Origin of the sequence: Mycobacterium neumannii (assembly GCF_002245615.1) — a bacterium.
GTDB classification, from domain to species: domain Bacteria; phylum Actinomycetota; class Actinomycetes; order Mycobacteriales; family Mycobacteriaceae; genus Mycobacterium; species Mycobacterium neumannii_A.
In genome coordinates this window covers 59709-76592 of record NZ_NKCO01000014.1, presented here as the reverse complement: position 1 = coordinate 76592, position 16884 = coordinate 59709, and the positions used below count along the sequence as shown (strand labels likewise).

Sequence of the window (16884 nt, the reverse complement as noted above, 5' to 3'; positions counted from 1 at the left end):
CCACGAAATTACCCGCTTGCGCGAGGTTCACGCCGATTGAGGCACCCTGACCGCTTGTTTGCCCGCCCGCTTCTCGGCCAGCCACAGCCGCAGGTTGTGCCGGATGGTGCGGCCCACCAGTCGCGGCGACGGCACCATGTAGAGGCTGTCGAGCAGGCTGAACCGGCGTAGAAACCACTCGGCGAGAACGGGATCGGTCTCCGCGGCGCCGAGGAACTGATCGAACAGCCCGCCGACCGGCTTGTACCACCACTTCGACTCGCCGGTCGCATTGTGCAGCGAAAGATCGCCGATGGCCGTCATCACCCAGACCGGCCACGTCGTCTTGGCGGTCGCCTTCGCGAGCCGACCGGCCACGTCCGGATCCCCGGATGCCAGCACGGATCGCAGGTTGCCGGCCTGGATCGCCGTCATGGTCATACCCTGGCCGAATGTCGGGTTGAAGCTGACCACGGCGTCGCCGAACGGGATGATGCCCGCCGGGAAGCGCTCCAGGGTGTCGTAGCGGCGCCACCGACTCGTCGGATACCGGTGAAACGCCGTCTCGCCCAGCGGGGTGGCCTGGCGCAGCGCGGACGACACGTGCGGTGGCAGGATCTCGTCGGCCAGGTCGAGGATCTGCTCGACGGTCTGTGGTGGCGGCACCTTGCCCACACCGAAGGCTGTGACGTTCCAGTTGCCGTCCTCGTAGAACAGCATGCCGATGCCGAGCGGTTGTTCTCGCGAAGCACCTGCGACCACGACCTTCTCGGCCAGTAGGCCCTCGGGGACGTGGAACTGGTGGCTGGCGTAGGCGATGCCGACGTCGACCGTTTCCTCGGCCGGCCGCGAGTAACCCCACTTCTCCAGCCACGCGGGCAGTCGGGTGCCTCGGCCGGCGGCGTCGACCACCAGATCGGCGTCGACGATCTGACCCGAATCGAGCAGCACACCGGTCACCCGCTCCAGCGCGGCGTCGTAGACGGGTTCGACGACGCCGGCGTGTACGAAGTCGACGTTGTCGATGTCCTTCACCCGCTTGCGGATCTGCCATTCGAGTTGCGGCCTGCTGGGCACGTAGGCGGTGAACTCGTCGCGCAACCGGTGTGCGGTGCCGAGCACGTGGCCGGCCGCGCCGAAGTGGATGCAGTCGGGCCGGTTCTCCAGGATCGGCACCCCGTCGGCCACCATGTCGGCGAGCAGGCCGGGGAAGTGGCTTTCGAACTCCTCGGCGCCGCGGGCCATCAGCAGATGCACGTGGCGGCCTTGCGGCACGGCCGCGCGGTTGGCGGGATCGTCGGGCAGGTCGTCGCGTTCGTAGATGGTGATCCGATCGCTGACGTCCGAGAGGACCCGGGCCGCGCACATGCCCGCGAGACTGCCCCCGATCACGGCCACGTGTTTATAACTCCGCCCCATTGGGTGCACGGTACTCGGTAGATTGCCGAAACGGACCCAACGGGAGGACGTGCGATGGCTCGGCGGACGAAGTCGGTGGAGCAGTCGATCGCGGACACCGATGACCCGGACACCCGGTTACGCAAGGACCTGAACTGGTGGGACCTCACCGTGTTCGGGGTGTCCGTAGTGATCGGGGCGGGTATCTTCACGATCACCGCCTCGACCGCCGGTAACATCACCGGGCCGGCGATCTCGATCTCGTTCGTCCTCGCCGCGATCGCCTGCGGGTTGGCCGCGCTGTGCTACGCGGAGTTCGCCTCCACGGTTCCGGTCGCGGGCAGCGCCTACACGTTCTCCTACGCGACATTCGGCGAGTTCATCGCCTGGATCATCGGCTGGGACCTGATCCTCGAGTTCGCGGTCGCCTCGGCGGTGGTCGCGAAGGGATGGTCGAGTTACCTCGGCGAGGTGTTCGAGTTCGGCGGCGGGACAGCGGATCTCGGTGTGGTGCAATTGGATTGGGGCGCACTGCTGATCATCGCCTTCGTCACCACCATCCTGGCCTTGGGGACGAAGCTCTCCGCCGGCGTCAGCCTGGCGATCACCGTGATCAAGGTGGCCGTGGTGCTTCTGGTCGTCGCCGTCGGGGCGTTCTACATCAAGGCGGCAAACTATTCGCCCTTCGTGCCGCCGGCCGAACCCGGGGAAGGCGGACGGGGGACCGACCAATCGCTGCTCTCGCTGATCACCGGCGCCGAGGGCAGCAGCTACGGGTGGTACGGCTTGTTGGCCGGCGCCTCCATCGTGTTCTTCGCGTTCATCGGGTTCGACGTCGTGGCCACCACCGCGGAGGAGACCAAGAACCCGCAGCGCGACGTCTCCCGCGGCATCCTGGCCTCGCTCGGGATCGTCACGGTGCTCTACGTCGCGGTGGCCCTGGTGTTGACCGGCATGGTGCACTACACCGAACTGCGCGAGGCGGGGGAGAAAGCCAACCTCGCAACGGCATTCAGCGCCAACGGGATCGACTGGGCGGCAAAGGTGATCTCGATCGGTGCGCTCGCGGGTCTGACGACAGTGGTGATCGTGCTGGTGCTCGGCCAGACGCGGGTGTTCTTCGCGATGTCGCGCGACGGCTTGATTCCGCGTGGGCTGGCCAGGACCGGACGTCACGGCACGCCGGTGCGCATCACGCTGATCGTCGGCGTGCTGGTGGCCATCACCGCGTCGGTGTTCCCGATCGGCAAGCTCGAGGAGATGGTCAACATCGGGACGCTGTTCGCGTTCGTGCTGGTGTCCGCGGGCGTGATCGTGCTTCGACGCTCCCGGCCCGACTTGGAGCGTGGCTTCCGGGTGCCCGGCGTGCCGTGGTTACCGATCGCCTCGATCGTGGCGTGCGTGTGGTTGATGCTGAACCTCACCGCGCTGACGTGGATCCGCTTCCTGATCTGGATGGCGATCGGTGTCGTCATCTACTTCCTCTACGGCCGCCGTCACTCGGTGCTCGGCCGCCGCGAAAGCCAGACACTCTCGGCGTAGCCCGCCACACCTGCGCGAGCGCGCAACCCGATCGCGGGGGCCGGGCTGTCCAAGGTTGGGCGCTCGCGGGTCATCGCGCACCAAGATGCTTTACAAAATCTACTGTTGTGTCTAGACAGCAGACAAATTGCGGCTTATAGTCAACCTCAAGACGTGATGGCACTCACTCCAGGAGGCGGGCAATGACCACGCAGACGACACCGGAACCGGGCATCGCACAGTGGCGGGACAGGAAGCGCTACCTGTGGCTGATGGGCTTGATCGCGCCGACGGCACTGTTCGTCATGCTGCCGCTGGTCTGGGCGTTCAACCAGTGGGGCTGGCACGCCGCCGCGCAAGTGCCGTTCTGGATCGGGCCGATCCTGCTCTACATCCTGCTGCCTGCACTGGATCTGAAGTTCGGGCCGGACGGGCAGAACCCACCCGACGAGGTGATGGAGCGGTTGGAGAACGACAAGTACTACCGCTACTGCACCTACGCCTACATCCCGTTCCAGTACGCCAGCGTGATCGTCGGCGCCTATCTGTTCACCGCGTCGGATCTGAGTTGGCTCGGCTTCGACGGGGGACTGGGCTGGCCCGCCAAGATCGGCCTGGCGCTGTCGGTCGGCCTGCTCGGCGGAGTCGGCATCAACACCGCCCACGAGATGGGACACAAGAAGGACTCGCTGGAACGGTGGCTGGCCAAGATCACGCTGGCACAGACCTGCTACGGCCACTTCTACATCGAGCACAACCGCGGACACCACGTCCGCGTCGCGACCCCCGAGGACCCCGCATCGGCCCGTTTCGGTGAGACGTTCTGGGAGTTCCTGCCGCGCAGCGTCTTCGGATCACTGAGGTCGGCGTGGGAGCTGGAGGCCAAGCGGCTCGAGCGCGCAGGCAAGAGTAAGTGGCACTGGTCCAACGACGTCCTCAACGCCTGGGCGATGTCGGCGGTCTTCTACGGCGCGCTGATCGCGGTCTTCGGCTGGGCCTTGATTCCCTACATCGTCATCTCGGCGGTGTTCGGCTTCACGCTGCTCGAGACGGTCAACTATCTCGAGCACTACGGGCTGCTGCGCCAGAAACTCGAGTCCGGCCGTTACGAGCGCTGCGCGCCGGCGCACAGCTGGAACTCCGATCACATCGTGACCAACCTGTTCCTGTATCACCTGCAGCGCCACAGCGATCACCACGCCAACCCGACCCGGCGCTACCAGACGCTGCGCAGCATGGAGGGCGCGCCGAACCTGCCGAGCGGTTACGCGTCGATGATCGCGCTGACGTACTTCCCGCCGCTGTGGCGCAAGGTGATGGATCATCGGGTGCTCGACCACTACGACGGCGACATCGCGCGGGTCAACATCCACCCTCGCGTGCGTGACAAGGCGGTGGCCCGGTACGCGGGGACGGTTCAGTGACCGCCTACCGCTGCCCGGGTTGTGACTACGTCTACGACGAGGCCAAAGGCGCTCCGCGGGAGGGCTTTTCACCCGGCACACCATTCAGCGAGATTCCCGACGACTGGTGCTGCCCCGACTGCGCCGTGCGGGAGAAGGTCGACTTCGAACCGATATGACCCCCAACCCGAGAAAAGGAACAACAGATGGATTACAAACTGTTCGTCTGCGTGCAGTGCGGATTCGAGTACGACGAGGAGAAGGGCTGGCCCGAGGACGGGATCGCCCCGGGCACACGGTGGGACGACATTCCCGATGACTGGAGTTGCCCGGACTGCGGCGCGGCCAAGTCCGACTTCGAGATGGTCGAGGTCGCGCGTCCGTGACGACTAGTCTCGCGCGTGTGAACAGCCCGCGCCGGACCGCGCAGCGCATCCCGTACGCCGAAGCGTCGAGGGTGCTGCTGCGCGATTCCATTCTGGACGGCATGCGCGAACTGCTGCTCACCCGCGACTGGTCGGCGATCACCCTGGCCGACGTCGCCAAGGCGGCAGGCATCAGCAGGCAGACCATCTACAACGAGTTCGGCTCGCGCCAGGGGCTGGCGCAGGCATACGCGATGCGCCTGGCCGACCGGCTCGTCGACCAGATCGACGACGCCATCGCGGGCAACGTCGGCGACGTCTTCGCCGCGTTCAGCCAGGGCTTCCGCGACTTCTTCGCCGAGTCGGCAGCCGACCCGCTGGTGATCTCGTTGCTGACCGGCGAGGCCAAGCCCGATCTGCTACAGCTCATCACCACCGACAGCGGTCCGATCATCATCCACTGCAGTCGGCGGCTGACGCAGACGTTCGTCGACAGCTGGGTGAAGACCAGCGAAGAGGATGCCGGAGTGCTGGCCAGGGCCATCGTCCGGCTCGCGATGAGCTACGTCTCGATGCCGCCGGAAGCCGACCCCAGCGCATCGCCCGCCCAGGGTCACGACGTGGCCCGTGACCTGGCCCGATTGATGACGCCCTTCGCCGAACGCTACGGTGTTATCGATATTCCTTAGCTGTCAGAGCGCCACGGCCGGTTTCACCGCACAAGCGCCTGTCCCGCGAGCCCGCAGGCTTTGGATGTCTACATGGATGTCGCCGTGCGCACATCTGTGCGCTCATAGGCAATGACGAATGAAAAGGGGCTCTACATGACTGAGCTGAAGGCCGACTCCCGCAACGGGATCGACTACAAGGTCGCCGACCTGTCACTGGCCGACTTCGGCCGCAAGGAGATCCGCCTGGCCGAGCACGAGATGCCCGGTTTGATGGCGCTGCGCGAGGAGTACCACGACGTGCAGCCCCTCAAGGGCGCGCGGATCTCGGGCTCGTTGCACATGACCGTGCAGACGGCGGTGCTGATCGAGACGCTGACGGCGCTGGGCGCCGACGTCCGCTGGGCGTCGTGCAACATCTTCTCCACCCAGGATCACGCCGCCGCGGCCGTCGTCGTCGGCCCGCACGGCACGCCGGAGGAGCCGAAGGGCACCCCGGTGTTCGCGTGGAAGGGCGAGACGCTCGAGGAGTACTGGTGGGCCGCCGAGCAGATGCTCACCTGGGAAGGCGAGCCGGCGAACATGATCCTCGACGACGGCGGCGACGCCACGATGATGGTGCTGCGCGGCGCACAGTACGAGAAGCAGGGTGTGGTTCCGCCCGCCGAGGACGACGATCCGGCGGAGTGGAAGGTCTTCCTCGGGGTGCTGCGCGAGCGCTTCGAGACCGACAAGACGAAGTGGACGAAGATCGCAGAGTCGGTCAAGGGCGTCACCGAGGAGACGACGACCGGCGTGCTGCGCCTCTACCAGTTCGAGGCCGTCGGTGAGCTGCCGTTCCCGGCGATCAACGTCAACGACTCGGTCACCAAGAGCAAGTTCGACAACAAGTACGGCACCCGGCACTCGCTGATCGACGGCATCAACCGCGGCACGGACGTGCTGATCGGCGGCAAGAAGGTGCTGATCTGCGGCTACGGCGACGTCGGCAAGGGCTGCGCGGAGTCGCTGGCAGGCCAGGGCGCGCGGGTGTCGGTCACCGAGATCGATCCGATCAACGCGCTGCAGGCGCTGATGGACGGCTTCGACGTGGTCACCGTCGAGCAGGCCATCGGCGAGGCCGACATCGTCATCACCTCGACGGGCAACAAGGACATCATCACGCTCGATCACATGCGCGCGATGAAGGACCAGGCGATCCTGGGCAACATCGGCCACTTCGACAACGAGATCGACATGGCCGCCCTCGAGCGCTCGGGCGCCAAGAAGCTCAACATCAAGCCGCAGGTCGACCAGTGGATCTTCGACAACGGCAAGTCGATCGTGGTGCTGTCCGAGGGCCGGCTGCTCAACCTGGGTAACGCGACCGGCCACCCGTCGTTCGTGATGAGCAACAGCTTCTCCAACCAGGTCATCGCCCAGATCGAGCTGTGGACCAAGAACGACGAGTACGACAACGCGGTGTACCGGTTGGCCAAGCACCTCGACGAGAAGGTCGCCAAGATCCACGTCGAGGCACTCGGCGGTCAGCTGACCAAGCTCACCAAGGAGCAGGCCGAGTACATCGGTGTCGACGTCGAGGGCCCGTACAAGCCCGAGCACTACCGCTACTGATCGTCACCCGAAGGTCCCCCGGCACATCCGCGTGCCGGGGGCTTTCGTTCTCGGGGCCCCGGACGGGTTGTGCTGCAGTGGTTAGGGTGTCGGGTCCAATCCCCCGCAGTGGTTCTTCAGGTCCATCAGCGGCTGCCGGATACCCGCCATCTCGGCGTTCTCCTGCGGATGGCTGGCCATGTATCCCGTCACCTGCTCGGCCACCCCCTCACGCGACATGCCTCTGAGGGTGCTCATGAAGCCGTTGAGGTCAGGATGGGTGAATAAGTAGGCCGACGTTGACGCGTCGACCCCGGCGCGGACGCCTTCGAGATCGGCGCTGGTGCAGTTCGCCGGCTCGGCGTTGGCCAACGGGGACAAGCCGAGCAGCGCGGCGCCGGCCACGACGGCCAACCAGAGCGGGTACGCCCTACGGGTTCCGAACATCGGACGGGCTCCTTCGATCAGGGTGTGACTGCCAGTGTGGAACCGGGCGATGGCTGATGCGCTGCCTCCCAAGCAGGTTCACAGGAGGCGTGCAGCAACCCCCAAGCGGCGCTACGCCGGATATTCGTCGCGCTTGCGCGGCCAGTCGGAGAAATCCTCGCCGCGGCCTTTGGGCGCGCGGTCCAACAGCTGCCAGGTGGCGTTCAGCGCTTCGGTGCCGCGATCGTAGGTCGAGTAGGTGTGGTAGACGACGCCGTCCTCCAGCGCGAAACAGCTCAGCGCCATCAGCTCCATCACGTCGAGCATGCTGCCGCTGCCCGATCCGAAGTCGCGGCGCGGCGTCGGGACGTGCATGTAGCTGAAGAAGTCGGCGTCGAAGTCGGTGTCGCCGGAGGACACCCACTCGATGTCCCAGCCCATCCGCTGCTTGTAGGCGGTCAACACCGGCAACGGCGAACGCGACGACAGGATGAACGTGACGTCGCGCCGGGCCAGGTGAGCCACCGCGCCGACCAGGTTGTCCGTTTCGAAGGTGCATCCCGGGCAGCCCTCTGGGGTCTTCGGCCCGTGCATGAAGTGCCGCACGATCAACTGTGATCTGCCGTCGAACAGCTCGGCGAGCGTGCGACGGCCCGCGGTGGTGTCGAACTCGTATTGCTTGTTCACGCGCACCCACGGCAGCGCCTGCCGCTCCTGCGCCAGCTCGGTGACCCTGCGGGTCAGCTCCTTCTCCTTGGCCAGCTGCCGCTCGTAGGCCGTTCGCCACTGTTCACGCGTTCCGACCGCATGAGTCGTCATTCCCAGCGCCTCCTCGTCACGAAAGGGTTTCGGGTAAGCAGACTTGCGCCGGCGCGCGAACTCATCGCTCGACCGCCATGGCGCGAGGCTTGAGCCGGAAACAGGCCTCATGAAACGATTTTCGTTGCTAACGTCCGATCGATGGGTCGCATCGTCGGAATCGCGATTGCCCTCATGGTCTTTTTCTTCGGGACCCCCGCGCCCGCAGCGGCCGACGACCCGACCATCGACGATCACCACCCCTATTTCAACGAGGACGAATACCAGGCGTTCTATACGCCGCCGGATCCGCTGCCGCCGGGCAAACCCGGTGATCTGGTCCGCACGGAGCCCTCGCGCCTGGTGCTCGAACCGTCCGGCGAACTCGGCATGATCATGGCCGACGGCACACGAATCATGTACCGCAGCAACGACGCTCGGGGAAACCCGAACGTCGTCACCGGCACGTACTTCGAACCGCATGCGCCGTGGCCGTTCGGCGGGCCGCGGCCGCTGATCGTCTACGGGCCGGGCACCCAGGGCCAGGGTGATCAGTGCGCACCGTCGCGGCAGTTCAATCAGGGTATCCACTGGTCGCCGTACCTCGACATCGCGTTCAACTACGAGGAGTTGTTCGTCGCGACGATGGTCGCGCGCGGGTTCGCGATCGTCATGACCGACTACGAGGGCCTGGGCACCCCGGGGCTGCACACCTACGCGAACCGGGTGTCGCAGGGCCACGCGATGCTCGACGCGGCCCGCGCCGCCAAGAAGCTGCCCGGCACCTCGCTTGCCCCCGACGGCCCGCTGGCGTTCTGGGGTTACTCACAAGGCGGGGGTGCGGCGGCGTCGGCAGCGGAGATGGCCGAGAGTTACGCCCCCGAACTCGACGTGGTTGGCTCCTACGCCGGGGCGCCGCCCGCCGACCTGAAGGCGCTGTTCCCGTTCATCGACGGCAGCATGCTGATCGGAGCGGTGGGTTATGCGCTGAACGGGGTAATGACGGCCTACCCCGAACACGAGGCGGCGATCCGGGCGACGCTGACACCGCGCGGCGCCGACATGCTCTTCAAGGTGCAGGACCAGTGCGTCGCAGAGACGCTGACGAAGTTCATGTTCCGGCACCTGCAGCCGTACTTCAATCAGGACATCTTCGAACTCGTCGAGCAGGAGCCGTTCAAGTCGCTGTTCGACGAGCAGAAGCTGGGCCGCATGAAACCCAATGCGCCCGTACTCATCAACGCCAACCGGTACGACCCGCTGGTCCCGTGGGCGCCGGCGATGCAGATGGGTCGCGACTGGTGCGCTCAGGGCGCAGACGTCGAGGCGCGCACCAACGAACAACCGCCGTTCCTCAACAAGGCGATGGTCAACCACGGCCTGCCCATGCTGGTCGACGGTGAACCCGCCATGCAGTGGATCGCGGACCGATTCAAGGGTGTGCCGACAGCGTCTAACTGCGGGCGGTTCTGACTGGGCCAGTGGGCCTCAACGTTGCCAAGGGGGACGGGGCGCGTGGAGATCGAACTGCACGCCCACGATGCGGATCACGAAGCACACCCCCGCGGCACTCAGCGTCGCCGCGATGCTCTGGACGCCGAGCCCGTGGAGGATCGCCGCGCAGGCCGCGCCGGTCATCGCCGGTATCGCATAGAGCTCGCTGCGGAACACCGTGGGCACCTGCCCGATCGCCACATCGCGGATGGTCCCTCCGCCCACGGCGGTGATGGTGCCGACGATGACCGCTTGAAGGACGCCGAACTCGAGGTTCAGCGCCTTATAGGCGGCGAGCACCGCGAACACGCTCAGCCCCACGGCATCGGCGATGGTGATGGGCATCGTGAACCGCTCGAGCGCAGGGCTCAGGGCGAACGCAATGACGCCGCCGCCCGCTGCCGCGGCCAGATAACGCCAGTCCACGAAGGTCGCAGGCGGAAGCGAATCGAGAAGGATGTCGCGGATGACGCCACCGCCCAGGCCGGTGAGCATGCCAACGGTGACGACGCCGAAGATGTCCAGACGCGTTGCGCGCAGTGAGACGAGGGCGCCGTTGAGAGCAAACGCGAACGTGCCGATGAGGTCAAGCACCAGCAGCAGAGGCGTTTCGGTTGACATTGCTTGGTGTATACCCGAGGCCATGCCCGGCTCGCAGGATGCTGTCGGCGCGGTCCTAGTGGGCTGCCCCGGGTGCCGGACTGGCAGGAGGCGCTCCACACCGGCAGCCGGAACTCCAGGTAGGCGAAGGCATTCTGTTACACCGGGAGAACCATGACGACCCTCACCATCCGTCCTTCGGTCGGAGGCGGCGCGACGCCGCCGAGTCGCGTCGCTCTCCAACCACTCTGCCCATGGGAGCGCAGCAAGGGCGCACCTGTCCCAAGCAAATGGCATGGCGCACAACACATCAGGTGCACGACGGTATGATGCGTCCCTTCAGCGGACCGTCGGCGCTGCGGATCTCCACCGCCCTCTACCACTTCCGCGAAAGCCTCTTCGCGCTGCCCGCGCTGGTCCTGGTGGGCGGCATCGCCTTAGCGGAGGTGACGGCCTATCTCGACGACGTCATCGGCGTGGACACTTCGCTGCCGTTGACACTCGAGATGAACAGCAATGCGGCGACGTGGTTACTGAGCACCGTCGCCGGCGCCACCATCACGACCGCCGGGGTGGTCTTTTCGCTTACGGTGGTCAGCCTGCAGCTGGCCAGCAGCCAGTTCTCCCCCCGGGTGATGCGGTCGTTCATCCGGGACCGGCTCAGCCAGTCGGTGATAGGCCTGCTGGTGGGCACCTTCGTGTTCTGTGTGCTGACCCTTCGCCATATCAGCGGGGACCCGATGTCGAATGCGCCGCGGGTGTCGATGACGGCGGCGGTCGTGCTGGCGGTGGTGACGGTGCTGTTGATCATCGCCTACCTCAATCGGCTGGCCTATGGCCTCCAGGTGGGGGAGGTGGTGCGCACCATCGCCGCGGAGGCCGACACAGTCATCGACGAGCAGGCGCGGCAGACGCGTATGGAGACACCGGCCCCGCACCCGCCGGCACCGGGTACGGGCGAGCACCTCACGGTCCATGCGGGCAGCGACGGCTGGGTCACCCAGTCGGCGAGCAGATACATCCTCGCCGCCGTCCCGCCCGCGACCGTCGTGCGATTGGAGACCCGCACCGGCGCCTACATCCATCAGGGTGAGGTACTGATGACCCTGTGGCCGAAGCCGGCCGATCCTGACCGCGTCGAGCGCAAGCTGATGTCGACGGTGGAGGTGGCCGACATCCGCACCATGCAGCAAGACGTCGACTTCGGGATCCGCCAACTGGTCGACATCGCCCTGCGTGCGCTCAGCCCCGCCATCAACGACCCGACCACCGCGGCCGACGTGATGCTGCGCCTCGGCAGCATGATGCGCAAACTGCTGACGGCGGACATGCCACCGCCAGCGGTGTGCGGACCTGACGACAGGATCCTTCTTCGCCCGTGGGATCTGTCGCACGAGGAGTACGTCGCGCACGCGTTCGACCAAATTCGCCAGAGCTCGGTGGGCCAGCCGAACGTCGTCGCCACCGTGCTGCGCGTGCTGCGCATGCTCATCGCGCATGCGCACAATGAGCACTGTGAGGAGTACGTGCCCGCGCTGCGCCGCCAGATCGAGCTGTTGATGGACGCGATGGCCGCCCAAGCCGACCTTCACCCGGCCGACCTCGAACGCCTCCGGGCGATCTCTCGGGAGACGGCCCCCGATCCGGCCGAACACGACGTCTGATGGCGCGGGCGGCGACTGGGCAAAGCTAGTCTCACAGCCGTGCTGATGGTCATCGAAGGGGTCGACGGAGCGGGTAAGCGCACGTTGACCAACGGACTTCGAACCGCGTTCGAAGCCGAGGGCAGGACGGTGACGAGCCTGGCGTTTCCGCGCTACGGGCAGTCGGTGGAGGCCGACGTGGCCGCCGAGGCGCTGCACGGATCCCACGGTGACCTCGCCGACTCCGTGTACGCGATGGCGGTGTTGTTCGCGCTCGACCGTGCCCGCGCCCGAGCCGAGATCGAGCGCCTGCAGGACACCTACGACGTCGTCATCCTGGACCGCTATGTCGCGTCCAACGCCGCTTACAGCGCCGCGCGCCTTCGCCAGGGCGCCGACGGCGAGGTCGTCGAGTGGGTGCGCGCCCTGGAGTACGAGCGCCTCGCGCTTCCGCGGCCGCACGCACAGGTGCTGCTGGCCGTGCCCGTAGAACTGGCGGCCCAGCGCGCCGAGCAGCGCGCCAACACCGAGGTGGACCGGGCCAAAGACGCCTACGAGCGCGACGGCGGGCTACAGCAACGCACCTCCGACGTCTACGCCGCACTGGCCGCATCGCAGTGGTGCGGCCGCTGGAAGGTCGCCGGACCCGACGTCGATCCGGTCGCGCTCGCCGCCGAACTGGACGCTCACTAGCCCCGTTCGGCGCCATTCGCCGGTCAAAGCGCGAAACGCGCCGTGTGGTAGCCGGGGTTTATCGCAATTCGGTGACACCATGGTCTCCATGAGGCAAAGGATTCTGGTTGTCGACGATGACCCGTCGCTCGCCGAGATGCTCACCATCGTGCTGCGGGGCGAAGGCTTCGACACCGCCGTCATCGGCGACGGCACCCAAGCGCTGACCGCGGTCCGCGAGCTGCGGCCCGATCTGGTCCTTCTCGACCTGATGCTGCCCGGCATGAACGGCATCGACGTCTGCCGGGTGCTCCGCGCGGATTCCGGCGTGCCGATCGTGATGCTGACCGCCAAGACCGACACCGTCGACGTCGTACTGGGCCTGGAGTCCGGCGCCGACGACTATGTGATGAAGCCGTTCAAGCCCAAAGAGCTCGTCGCCCGCGTGCGGGCCCGCCTGCGGCGCAACGAGGACGAGCCGGCCGAGATGCTGTCGATCGGCGACGTCGACATCGACGTGCCCGCGCACAAGGTCACCCGTCAGGGCGAGCAGATCTCGCTGACCCCGCTGGAGTTCGACCTGTTGGTGGCGTTGGCGCGCAAACCGCGGCAGGTGTTTACTCGTGATGTGCTGCTCGAACAGGTGTGGGGTTATCGACACCCCGCGGACACCCGTTTGGTGAACGTGCATGTCCAACGGTTGCGGGCGAAGGTCGAGAAGGACCCTGAGAACCCGCAGGTGGTGCTCACTGTTCGAGGAGTGGGGTACAAGGCCGGACCGCCGTGACATGCACGGCTGTCGGCCGTGGTCGTGACCCCGACCGCTTGGCGGTCGCCCTGTTGACCGCTCGGCGGGCGCCGTGATCTTCAGCTCCAGACGACGCATCCATCGGCGCTCGGCGCCGCTGGTGCGGGGGCTGGGAGCGCTGGGCCGGGCGTTGAGCTTGGCGTGGCGGCGCTCCTTGCAGCTGCGTGTCGTCTCGTTGACGTTGGGCCTGTCGCTGGCCGTGATCCTGGTGCTCGGGTTCGTACTGACCAGCCAGATCACCGATCGCATCCTCGAGGTCAAGGTCCGCGCGGCCACCGAGCAGATCGACCGCGCACGCACCACAGTCAGCGGAATCGTCGGCGGTGAGGAAACCCGCTCGCTCGACAGCAGCCTGCAGTTGGCGCGCAACACGCTGATCGATCGCAGCGCTGACGCCGAACCGGGCCTGGCGGGAACCTACGACGCGGTTCTGGTGGTGCCTGGTGACGGGCCGCGTGCGGCGACCGCGGCAGGCCCGGTCCAGCAGGTGCCCAATACGCTGCGGGAGTTCGTCAAGGCCGGCCAGGTCAGCTATCAGTACGCGACCGTGCACACCGACGGCTTCTCCGGGCCCGCGCTGATCGTCGGCAGTCCGACGTCGTCATCGGTGACCAACCTCGAGCTCTATCTGATCTTCCCGCTCAACAACGAGGAGTCCACGATCGCGCTGGTGCGCGGGACGATGGCCACCGGCGGCGTGGTGCTGCTCGGCCTGCTCGCCGCGATCGCCTTGCTGGTGGCGCGCCAAATCGTGCTGCCGGTGCGCTCCGCGTCGCGCATCGCCGAGCGGTTCGCCGAAGGCCACCTCACCGAACGCATGCCGGTGCGCGGCGAGGACGACATGGCCCGCCTCGCCGTCTCGTTCAACGACATGGCCGAGAGCCTGCACCGCCAGATCACCCAACTCGAGGAGTTCGGCAACCTGCAGCGCCGGTTCACCTCCGACGTCAGCCACGAACTGCGCACCCCGTTGACGACAGTGCGCATGGCCGCCGACCTGATCTACGACCACAGCGAGGATCTCGATCCCGCGCTGCGCCGGTCCACCGAGCTGATGGTCAGCGAGCTCGACCGGTTCGAGACGTTGCTCAACGATCTGTTGGAGATCTCCCGCCACGACGCCGGTGTCGCCGAGCTGTCGGTCGAGTCGCTGGATCTGCGGTCGACGGTGCGAAGCGCGTTGGACAACGTCGGGCACCTGGCCCAAGACGCCGACGTCGAACTCGTCGTCGACATGCCCACCGAGGAGGTCATCGCCGAGGTCGACCCGCGGCGCGTGGAGCGCATTCTGCGCAACCTCATCGCCAACGCCATCGACCACGCCGAGCACAAACCTGTCCGCATCCGGATGGCCGCCGACGACGACACCGTCGCCGTGACCGTCCGCGACCACGGGGTGGGACTGCGGCCCGGCGAGGAGAAACTGGTGTTCAGCCGGTTCTGGCGGTCGGACCCCTCGCGGGTGCGTCGTTCCGGCGGCACAGGTCTCGGTTTGGCGATCAGCATCGAGGACGCCCGCCTGCACCAGGGCAGGCTGGAGGCCTGGGGTGAGCCGGGTAACGGCGCCTGCTTCCGTCTCACGCTGCCGCTCGTCCGCGGGCACAAGGTGACCACCAGCCCGCTGCCGCTCAAACCCGTTGGACCCGACAATGCGCCGCCGCGCAGCCACGATCGCGAACCCGCGCAGGAGTCCGTGTGAGAATCCTGCTGGCAGTCCTGAGCGTGCTGGCGTTGGTTCTCACCGGCTGTGCGGGCGTGCCCAGTTCGTCCTCGCCGCAAGCGATCGGAACCGTCGACCGGCCCGCCCCGCCGAGCCTGCCCAAGCCGACTCCGGGCATGGATCCCGACGTGTTGCTGCGCGAATTCCTGAAGGCCACCGCCGATCCCGCGAACCGGCATCTGGCTGCGCGCCAGTTCCTGACCGAATCCGCTTCGCAAGCGTGGGATGACGCGGGCAGCGCGCTGCTGATCGACAACGTGGTGTTCGTCGAGACGCGCGGTCCCGACCGGGTGTCGGTGACCATGCGCGCCGACATCCTCGGATCGCTGTCGGACATGGGTGTGTTCGAAACGGGGGAAGGCGCGCTGCCAGACCCGGGGCCGATCGAACTGGTCAAGACCGCCGACGGTTGGCGCATCGACAAGCTGCCGAACGGCGTCTTCCTGGACTGGCAGCAGTTTCAGGCCACCTATCGACGCAACACCCTGTATTTCGTCGACCCGACCGGCAGCACCGTGGTGCCCGATCCGCGCTATGTCGCGGTGTCCGATCCCGACCAGTTGGCCACCGAACTGGTGAGCAAGCTGATCGCCGGGCCGCGACCGGAGATGGCCAAGACCGTCCGCAATCTCCTCGAACCGCCACTGAAACTGCGCGGCCCGGTCACCCGCGCCGACGGCGGCAAGATGGGCGTCGGCCGGGGCTACGGCGGCGCCAAAATCGATCTGGACAACCTGTCGACCACCGATCCGCACAGCAGGCAACTGCTTGCGGCGCAACTCATCTGGACGCTGTCCCGTGCGGGGGTCAACGGGCCGTACGTGATCAACGCCGACGGCGCCGCCCTCGACGACCGGTTCACCGACGGGTGGGAGACCTCCGACGTGGCGGCCACCGACCCGGGCGCGGCCTCGGGAGTGGCGGCGGGCCTGCACGCGCTGGTGGGCGGTTCGCTGGTCGCGCTCGACGGTCGGCGGGCGCCGCGGGTTCCCGGACAGTTCGGGCAGATGCCGAACCAGACCGCGGCGGCGGTGTCCCGCACGGGCCAGGAGGTGGCGTCGATCGTCACGGTGCGGCCGGACGCACCGGATATGGCGTCGTCGATGTGGGTCGGCGCGCTCGGCGGGGCCGCGTCGCAGGTGTTGGATGCCCGAAGCCTGTCGCGGCCGAGCTGGTCGCTGGACAACGCGGTGTGGGTGGTGATCGACGGCAACAACGTCGTGCGTGTCATCCAGGACGCGTCGGGCCAGCCGGCGCGCATACCGGTCGACTCCACGCTGGTGTCGAGCAGGTTTCCCGGCGTGATCACCGAACTGCAGCTGTCGCGCGACGGCACCCGCGCGGCGATGGTGATCGACGGCCGGGTCGTTTTGGCCGGTGTCGAACAGACCCCCGGCGGCGGCTACGCGCTGACCTACCCGCGACGCCTGGGCTACGGCCTGGGCAACACCGTGGTGTCGCTGTCATGGCGCACCGGCGACGACATCGTGGTCAGTCGCACCGATCCTGCGCATCCGGTCTCCTACGTCAACCTCGACGGCGTTAACTCCGACGGGCCGAGCCGCAACCTGCTGATGCCGGTCACCACCGTGGCGGCCAACCCGTCGACGGTGTACGTGGCCGACGCCCGCGGGGTCGTGCAACTGTCCGGCTCGGTGGCCGAGGACGATCCGGCGTGGGCCGAGGTGCGTCCGCTGCTGGTGCCCGGCGCCGAACCCGTGCTGCCGGGCTGACAGCCGACCCCCGCGCAGATTTCGCGGCAGGTTCCGTGAACCGTCTGCGGGTGAGTCTCGTTG

Annotated in this window: 16 protein-coding genes; 12 read left to right on the top strand and 4 right to left on the bottom strand. The window is 67.0% G+C overall.

The annotated features are described in order from the left end of the window. Nucleotides 1-27 precede the first annotated feature (27 nt). A complete protein-coding gene (locus CEX88_RS16910; protein ID WP_094294357.1) occupies nucleotides 28-1398 on the bottom strand; it encodes an FAD-dependent oxidoreductase in 1371 nt (456 codons plus the stop codon). Between the two features lie 54 nt (nucleotides 1399-1452). Here CEX88_RS16910 and CEX88_RS16905 point away from each other — a divergent pair, with 54 nt between their 5' ends. From CEX88_RS16905 to ahcY, 6 genes are all read left to right on the top strand, one after another. After that, the gene (locus CEX88_RS16905; protein WP_066849007.1) at nucleotides 1453-2919 is read left to right on the top strand and encodes an amino acid permease; all 1467 of its coding nucleotides are present in this window, start codon (nucleotides 1453-1455) and stop codon (nucleotides 2917-2919) included. 182 nt (nucleotides 2920-3101) lie between these two features. Then, on the top strand, nucleotides 3102-4322 hold the full coding sequence (locus tag CEX88_RS16900; RefSeq protein ID WP_094294356.1) for an alkane 1-monooxygenase: 1221 nt from the start codon (nucleotides 3102-3104) through the stop codon (nucleotides 4320-4322). Then, nucleotides 4319-4480 (top strand): rubredoxin, encoded by a 162-nt coding sequence (locus CEX88_RS16895; protein WP_094294355.1) that lies wholly within the window; start codon nucleotides 4319-4321, stop codon nucleotides 4478-4480. Before CEX88_RS16900 ends, CEX88_RS16895 begins: the two co-directional genes overlap by 4 nt. Nucleotides 4481-4507: 27 nt before the next feature. Next, entirely contained in the window at nucleotides 4508-4687 is a 180-nt protein-coding gene (locus CEX88_RS16890; protein ID WP_064394752.1) for a rubredoxin, read from the top strand. A 17-nt stretch (nucleotides 4688-4704) separates the two neighbouring features. Further along, on the top strand, nucleotides 4705-5355 hold the full coding sequence (gene alkX, locus CEX88_RS16885; protein ID WP_238382091.1) for a TetR family transcriptional regulator AlkX: 651 nt from the start codon (nucleotides 4705-4707) through the stop codon (nucleotides 5353-5355). A 135-nt stretch (nucleotides 5356-5490) separates the two neighbouring features. Beyond that, complete coding sequence (gene ahcY / locus CEX88_RS16880) at nucleotides 5491-6948, top strand: adenosylhomocysteinase (protein WP_064426922.1); 1458 nt, start codon at nucleotides 5491-5493, stop codon at nucleotides 6946-6948. Nucleotides 6949-7029: 81 nt separating this feature from the next. On the opposite strand, the gene CEX88_RS16875 is transcribed toward ahcY, so the two are convergent. Continuing rightward, nucleotides 7030-7374, bottom strand: coding sequence for a heme-binding protein (locus CEX88_RS16875; RefSeq protein WP_094294353.1), 345 nt, complete (start codon nucleotides 7372-7374; stop codon nucleotides 7030-7032). Nucleotides 7375-7485: 111 nt separating this feature from the next. Then, complete coding sequence (locus CEX88_RS16870; RefSeq protein WP_066848995.1) at nucleotides 7486-8172, bottom strand: DUF899 domain-containing protein; 687 nt, start codon at nucleotides 8170-8172, stop codon at nucleotides 7486-7488. A gap of 141 nt (nucleotides 8173-8313) precedes the next feature. On the opposite strand from CEX88_RS16870, the gene CEX88_RS16865 reads away from it, so the two are divergent. After that, nucleotides 8314-9624: a lipase family protein gene (locus CEX88_RS16865; protein ID WP_094294352.1), complete on the top strand. Its 1311-nt coding sequence runs from the start codon at nucleotides 8314-8316 to the stop codon at nucleotides 9622-9624. Between the two features lie 15 nt (nucleotides 9625-9639). Here CEX88_RS16865 and CEX88_RS16860 read toward each other — a convergent pair whose 3' ends face one another. Continuing rightward, nucleotides 9640-10266: a trimeric intracellular cation channel family protein gene (locus CEX88_RS16860; RefSeq protein ID WP_094294351.1), complete on the bottom strand. Its 627-nt coding sequence runs from the start codon at nucleotides 10264-10266 to the stop codon at nucleotides 9640-9642. Nucleotides 10267-10571: 305 nt separating this feature from the next. On the opposite strand from CEX88_RS16860, the gene CEX88_RS16855 reads away from it, so the two are divergent. The 5 genes from CEX88_RS16855 (at nucleotide 10572) to lpqB (ending at nucleotide 16821) form a co-directional block, all read left to right on the top strand. After that, entirely contained in the window at nucleotides 10572-11909 is a 1338-nt protein-coding gene (locus tag CEX88_RS16855) for a DUF2254 domain-containing protein (RefSeq protein WP_238382090.1), read from the top strand. Between the two features lie 39 nt (nucleotides 11910-11948). After that, entirely contained in the window at nucleotides 11949-12581 is a 633-nt protein-coding gene (locus CEX88_RS16850; protein WP_094294350.1) for a dTMP kinase, read from the top strand. A 79-nt stretch (nucleotides 12582-12660) separates the two neighbouring features. Beyond that, on the top strand, nucleotides 12661-13347 hold the full coding sequence (gene mtrA / locus CEX88_RS16845) for a two-component system response regulator MtrA (protein WP_064345844.1): 687 nt from the start codon (nucleotides 12661-12663) through the stop codon (nucleotides 13345-13347). A 73-nt stretch (nucleotides 13348-13420) separates the two neighbouring features. Continuing rightward, a complete protein-coding gene (gene mtrB / locus CEX88_RS16840; RefSeq protein ID WP_094294349.1) occupies nucleotides 13421-15067 on the top strand; it encodes an MtrAB system histidine kinase MtrB in 1647 nt (548 codons plus the stop codon). After that, nucleotides 15064-16821, top strand: a complete 1758-nt coding sequence (gene lpqB, locus CEX88_RS16835) for an MtrAB system accessory lipoprotein LpqB (RefSeq protein ID WP_094294348.1) — start codon at nucleotides 15064-15066, stop codon at nucleotides 16819-16821. Before mtrB ends, lpqB begins: the two co-directional genes overlap by 4 nt. The last annotated feature ends 63 nt before the right edge of the window (nucleotides 16822-16884 follow it).

What these genes read in the sequence shown, in the direction of transcription:
- CEX88_RS16910 (WP_094294357.1), bottom strand. Translation starts at nt 1,398, where the DNA reads ATGGGGCGGAGTTATAAACACGTGGCCGTGATCGGGGGCAGTCTCGCG.
- mtrA (WP_064345844.1), top strand. Translation starts at nt 12,661, where the DNA reads ATGGTCTCCATGAGGCAAAGGATTCTGGTTGTCGACGATGACCCGTCG.
- CEX88_RS16855 (WP_238382090.1), top strand. Translation starts at nt 10,572, where the DNA reads ATGATGCGTCCCTTCAGCGGACCGTCGGCGCTGCGGATCTCCACCGCC.
- CEX88_RS16865 (WP_094294352.1), top strand. Translation starts at nt 8,314, where the DNA reads ATGGGTCGCATCGTCGGAATCGCGATTGCCCTCATGGTCTTTTTCTTC.
- CEX88_RS16900 (WP_094294356.1), top strand. Translation starts at nt 3,102, where the DNA reads ATGACCACGCAGACGACACCGGAACCGGGCATCGCACAGTGGCGGGAC.
- CEX88_RS16860 (WP_094294351.1), bottom strand. Translation starts at nt 10,266, where the DNA reads ATGTCAACCGAAACGCCTCTGCTGCTGGTGCTTGACCTCATCGGCACG.
- CEX88_RS16905 (WP_066849007.1), top strand. Translation starts at nt 1,453, where the DNA reads ATGGCTCGGCGGACGAAGTCGGTGGAGCAGTCGATCGCGGACACCGAT.
- ahcY (WP_064426922.1), top strand. Translation starts at nt 5,491, where the DNA reads ATGACTGAGCTGAAGGCCGACTCCCGCAACGGGATCGACTACAAGGTC.
- CEX88_RS16890 (WP_064394752.1), top strand. Translation starts at nt 4,508, where the DNA reads ATGGATTACAAACTGTTCGTCTGCGTGCAGTGCGGATTCGAGTACGAC.
- CEX88_RS16875 (WP_094294353.1), bottom strand. Translation starts at nt 7,374, where the DNA reads ATGTTCGGAACCCGTAGGGCGTACCCGCTCTGGTTGGCCGTCGTGGCC.
- CEX88_RS16870 (WP_066848995.1), bottom strand. Translation starts at nt 8,172, where the DNA reads ATGACGACTCATGCGGTCGGAACGCGTGAACAGTGGCGAACGGCCTAC.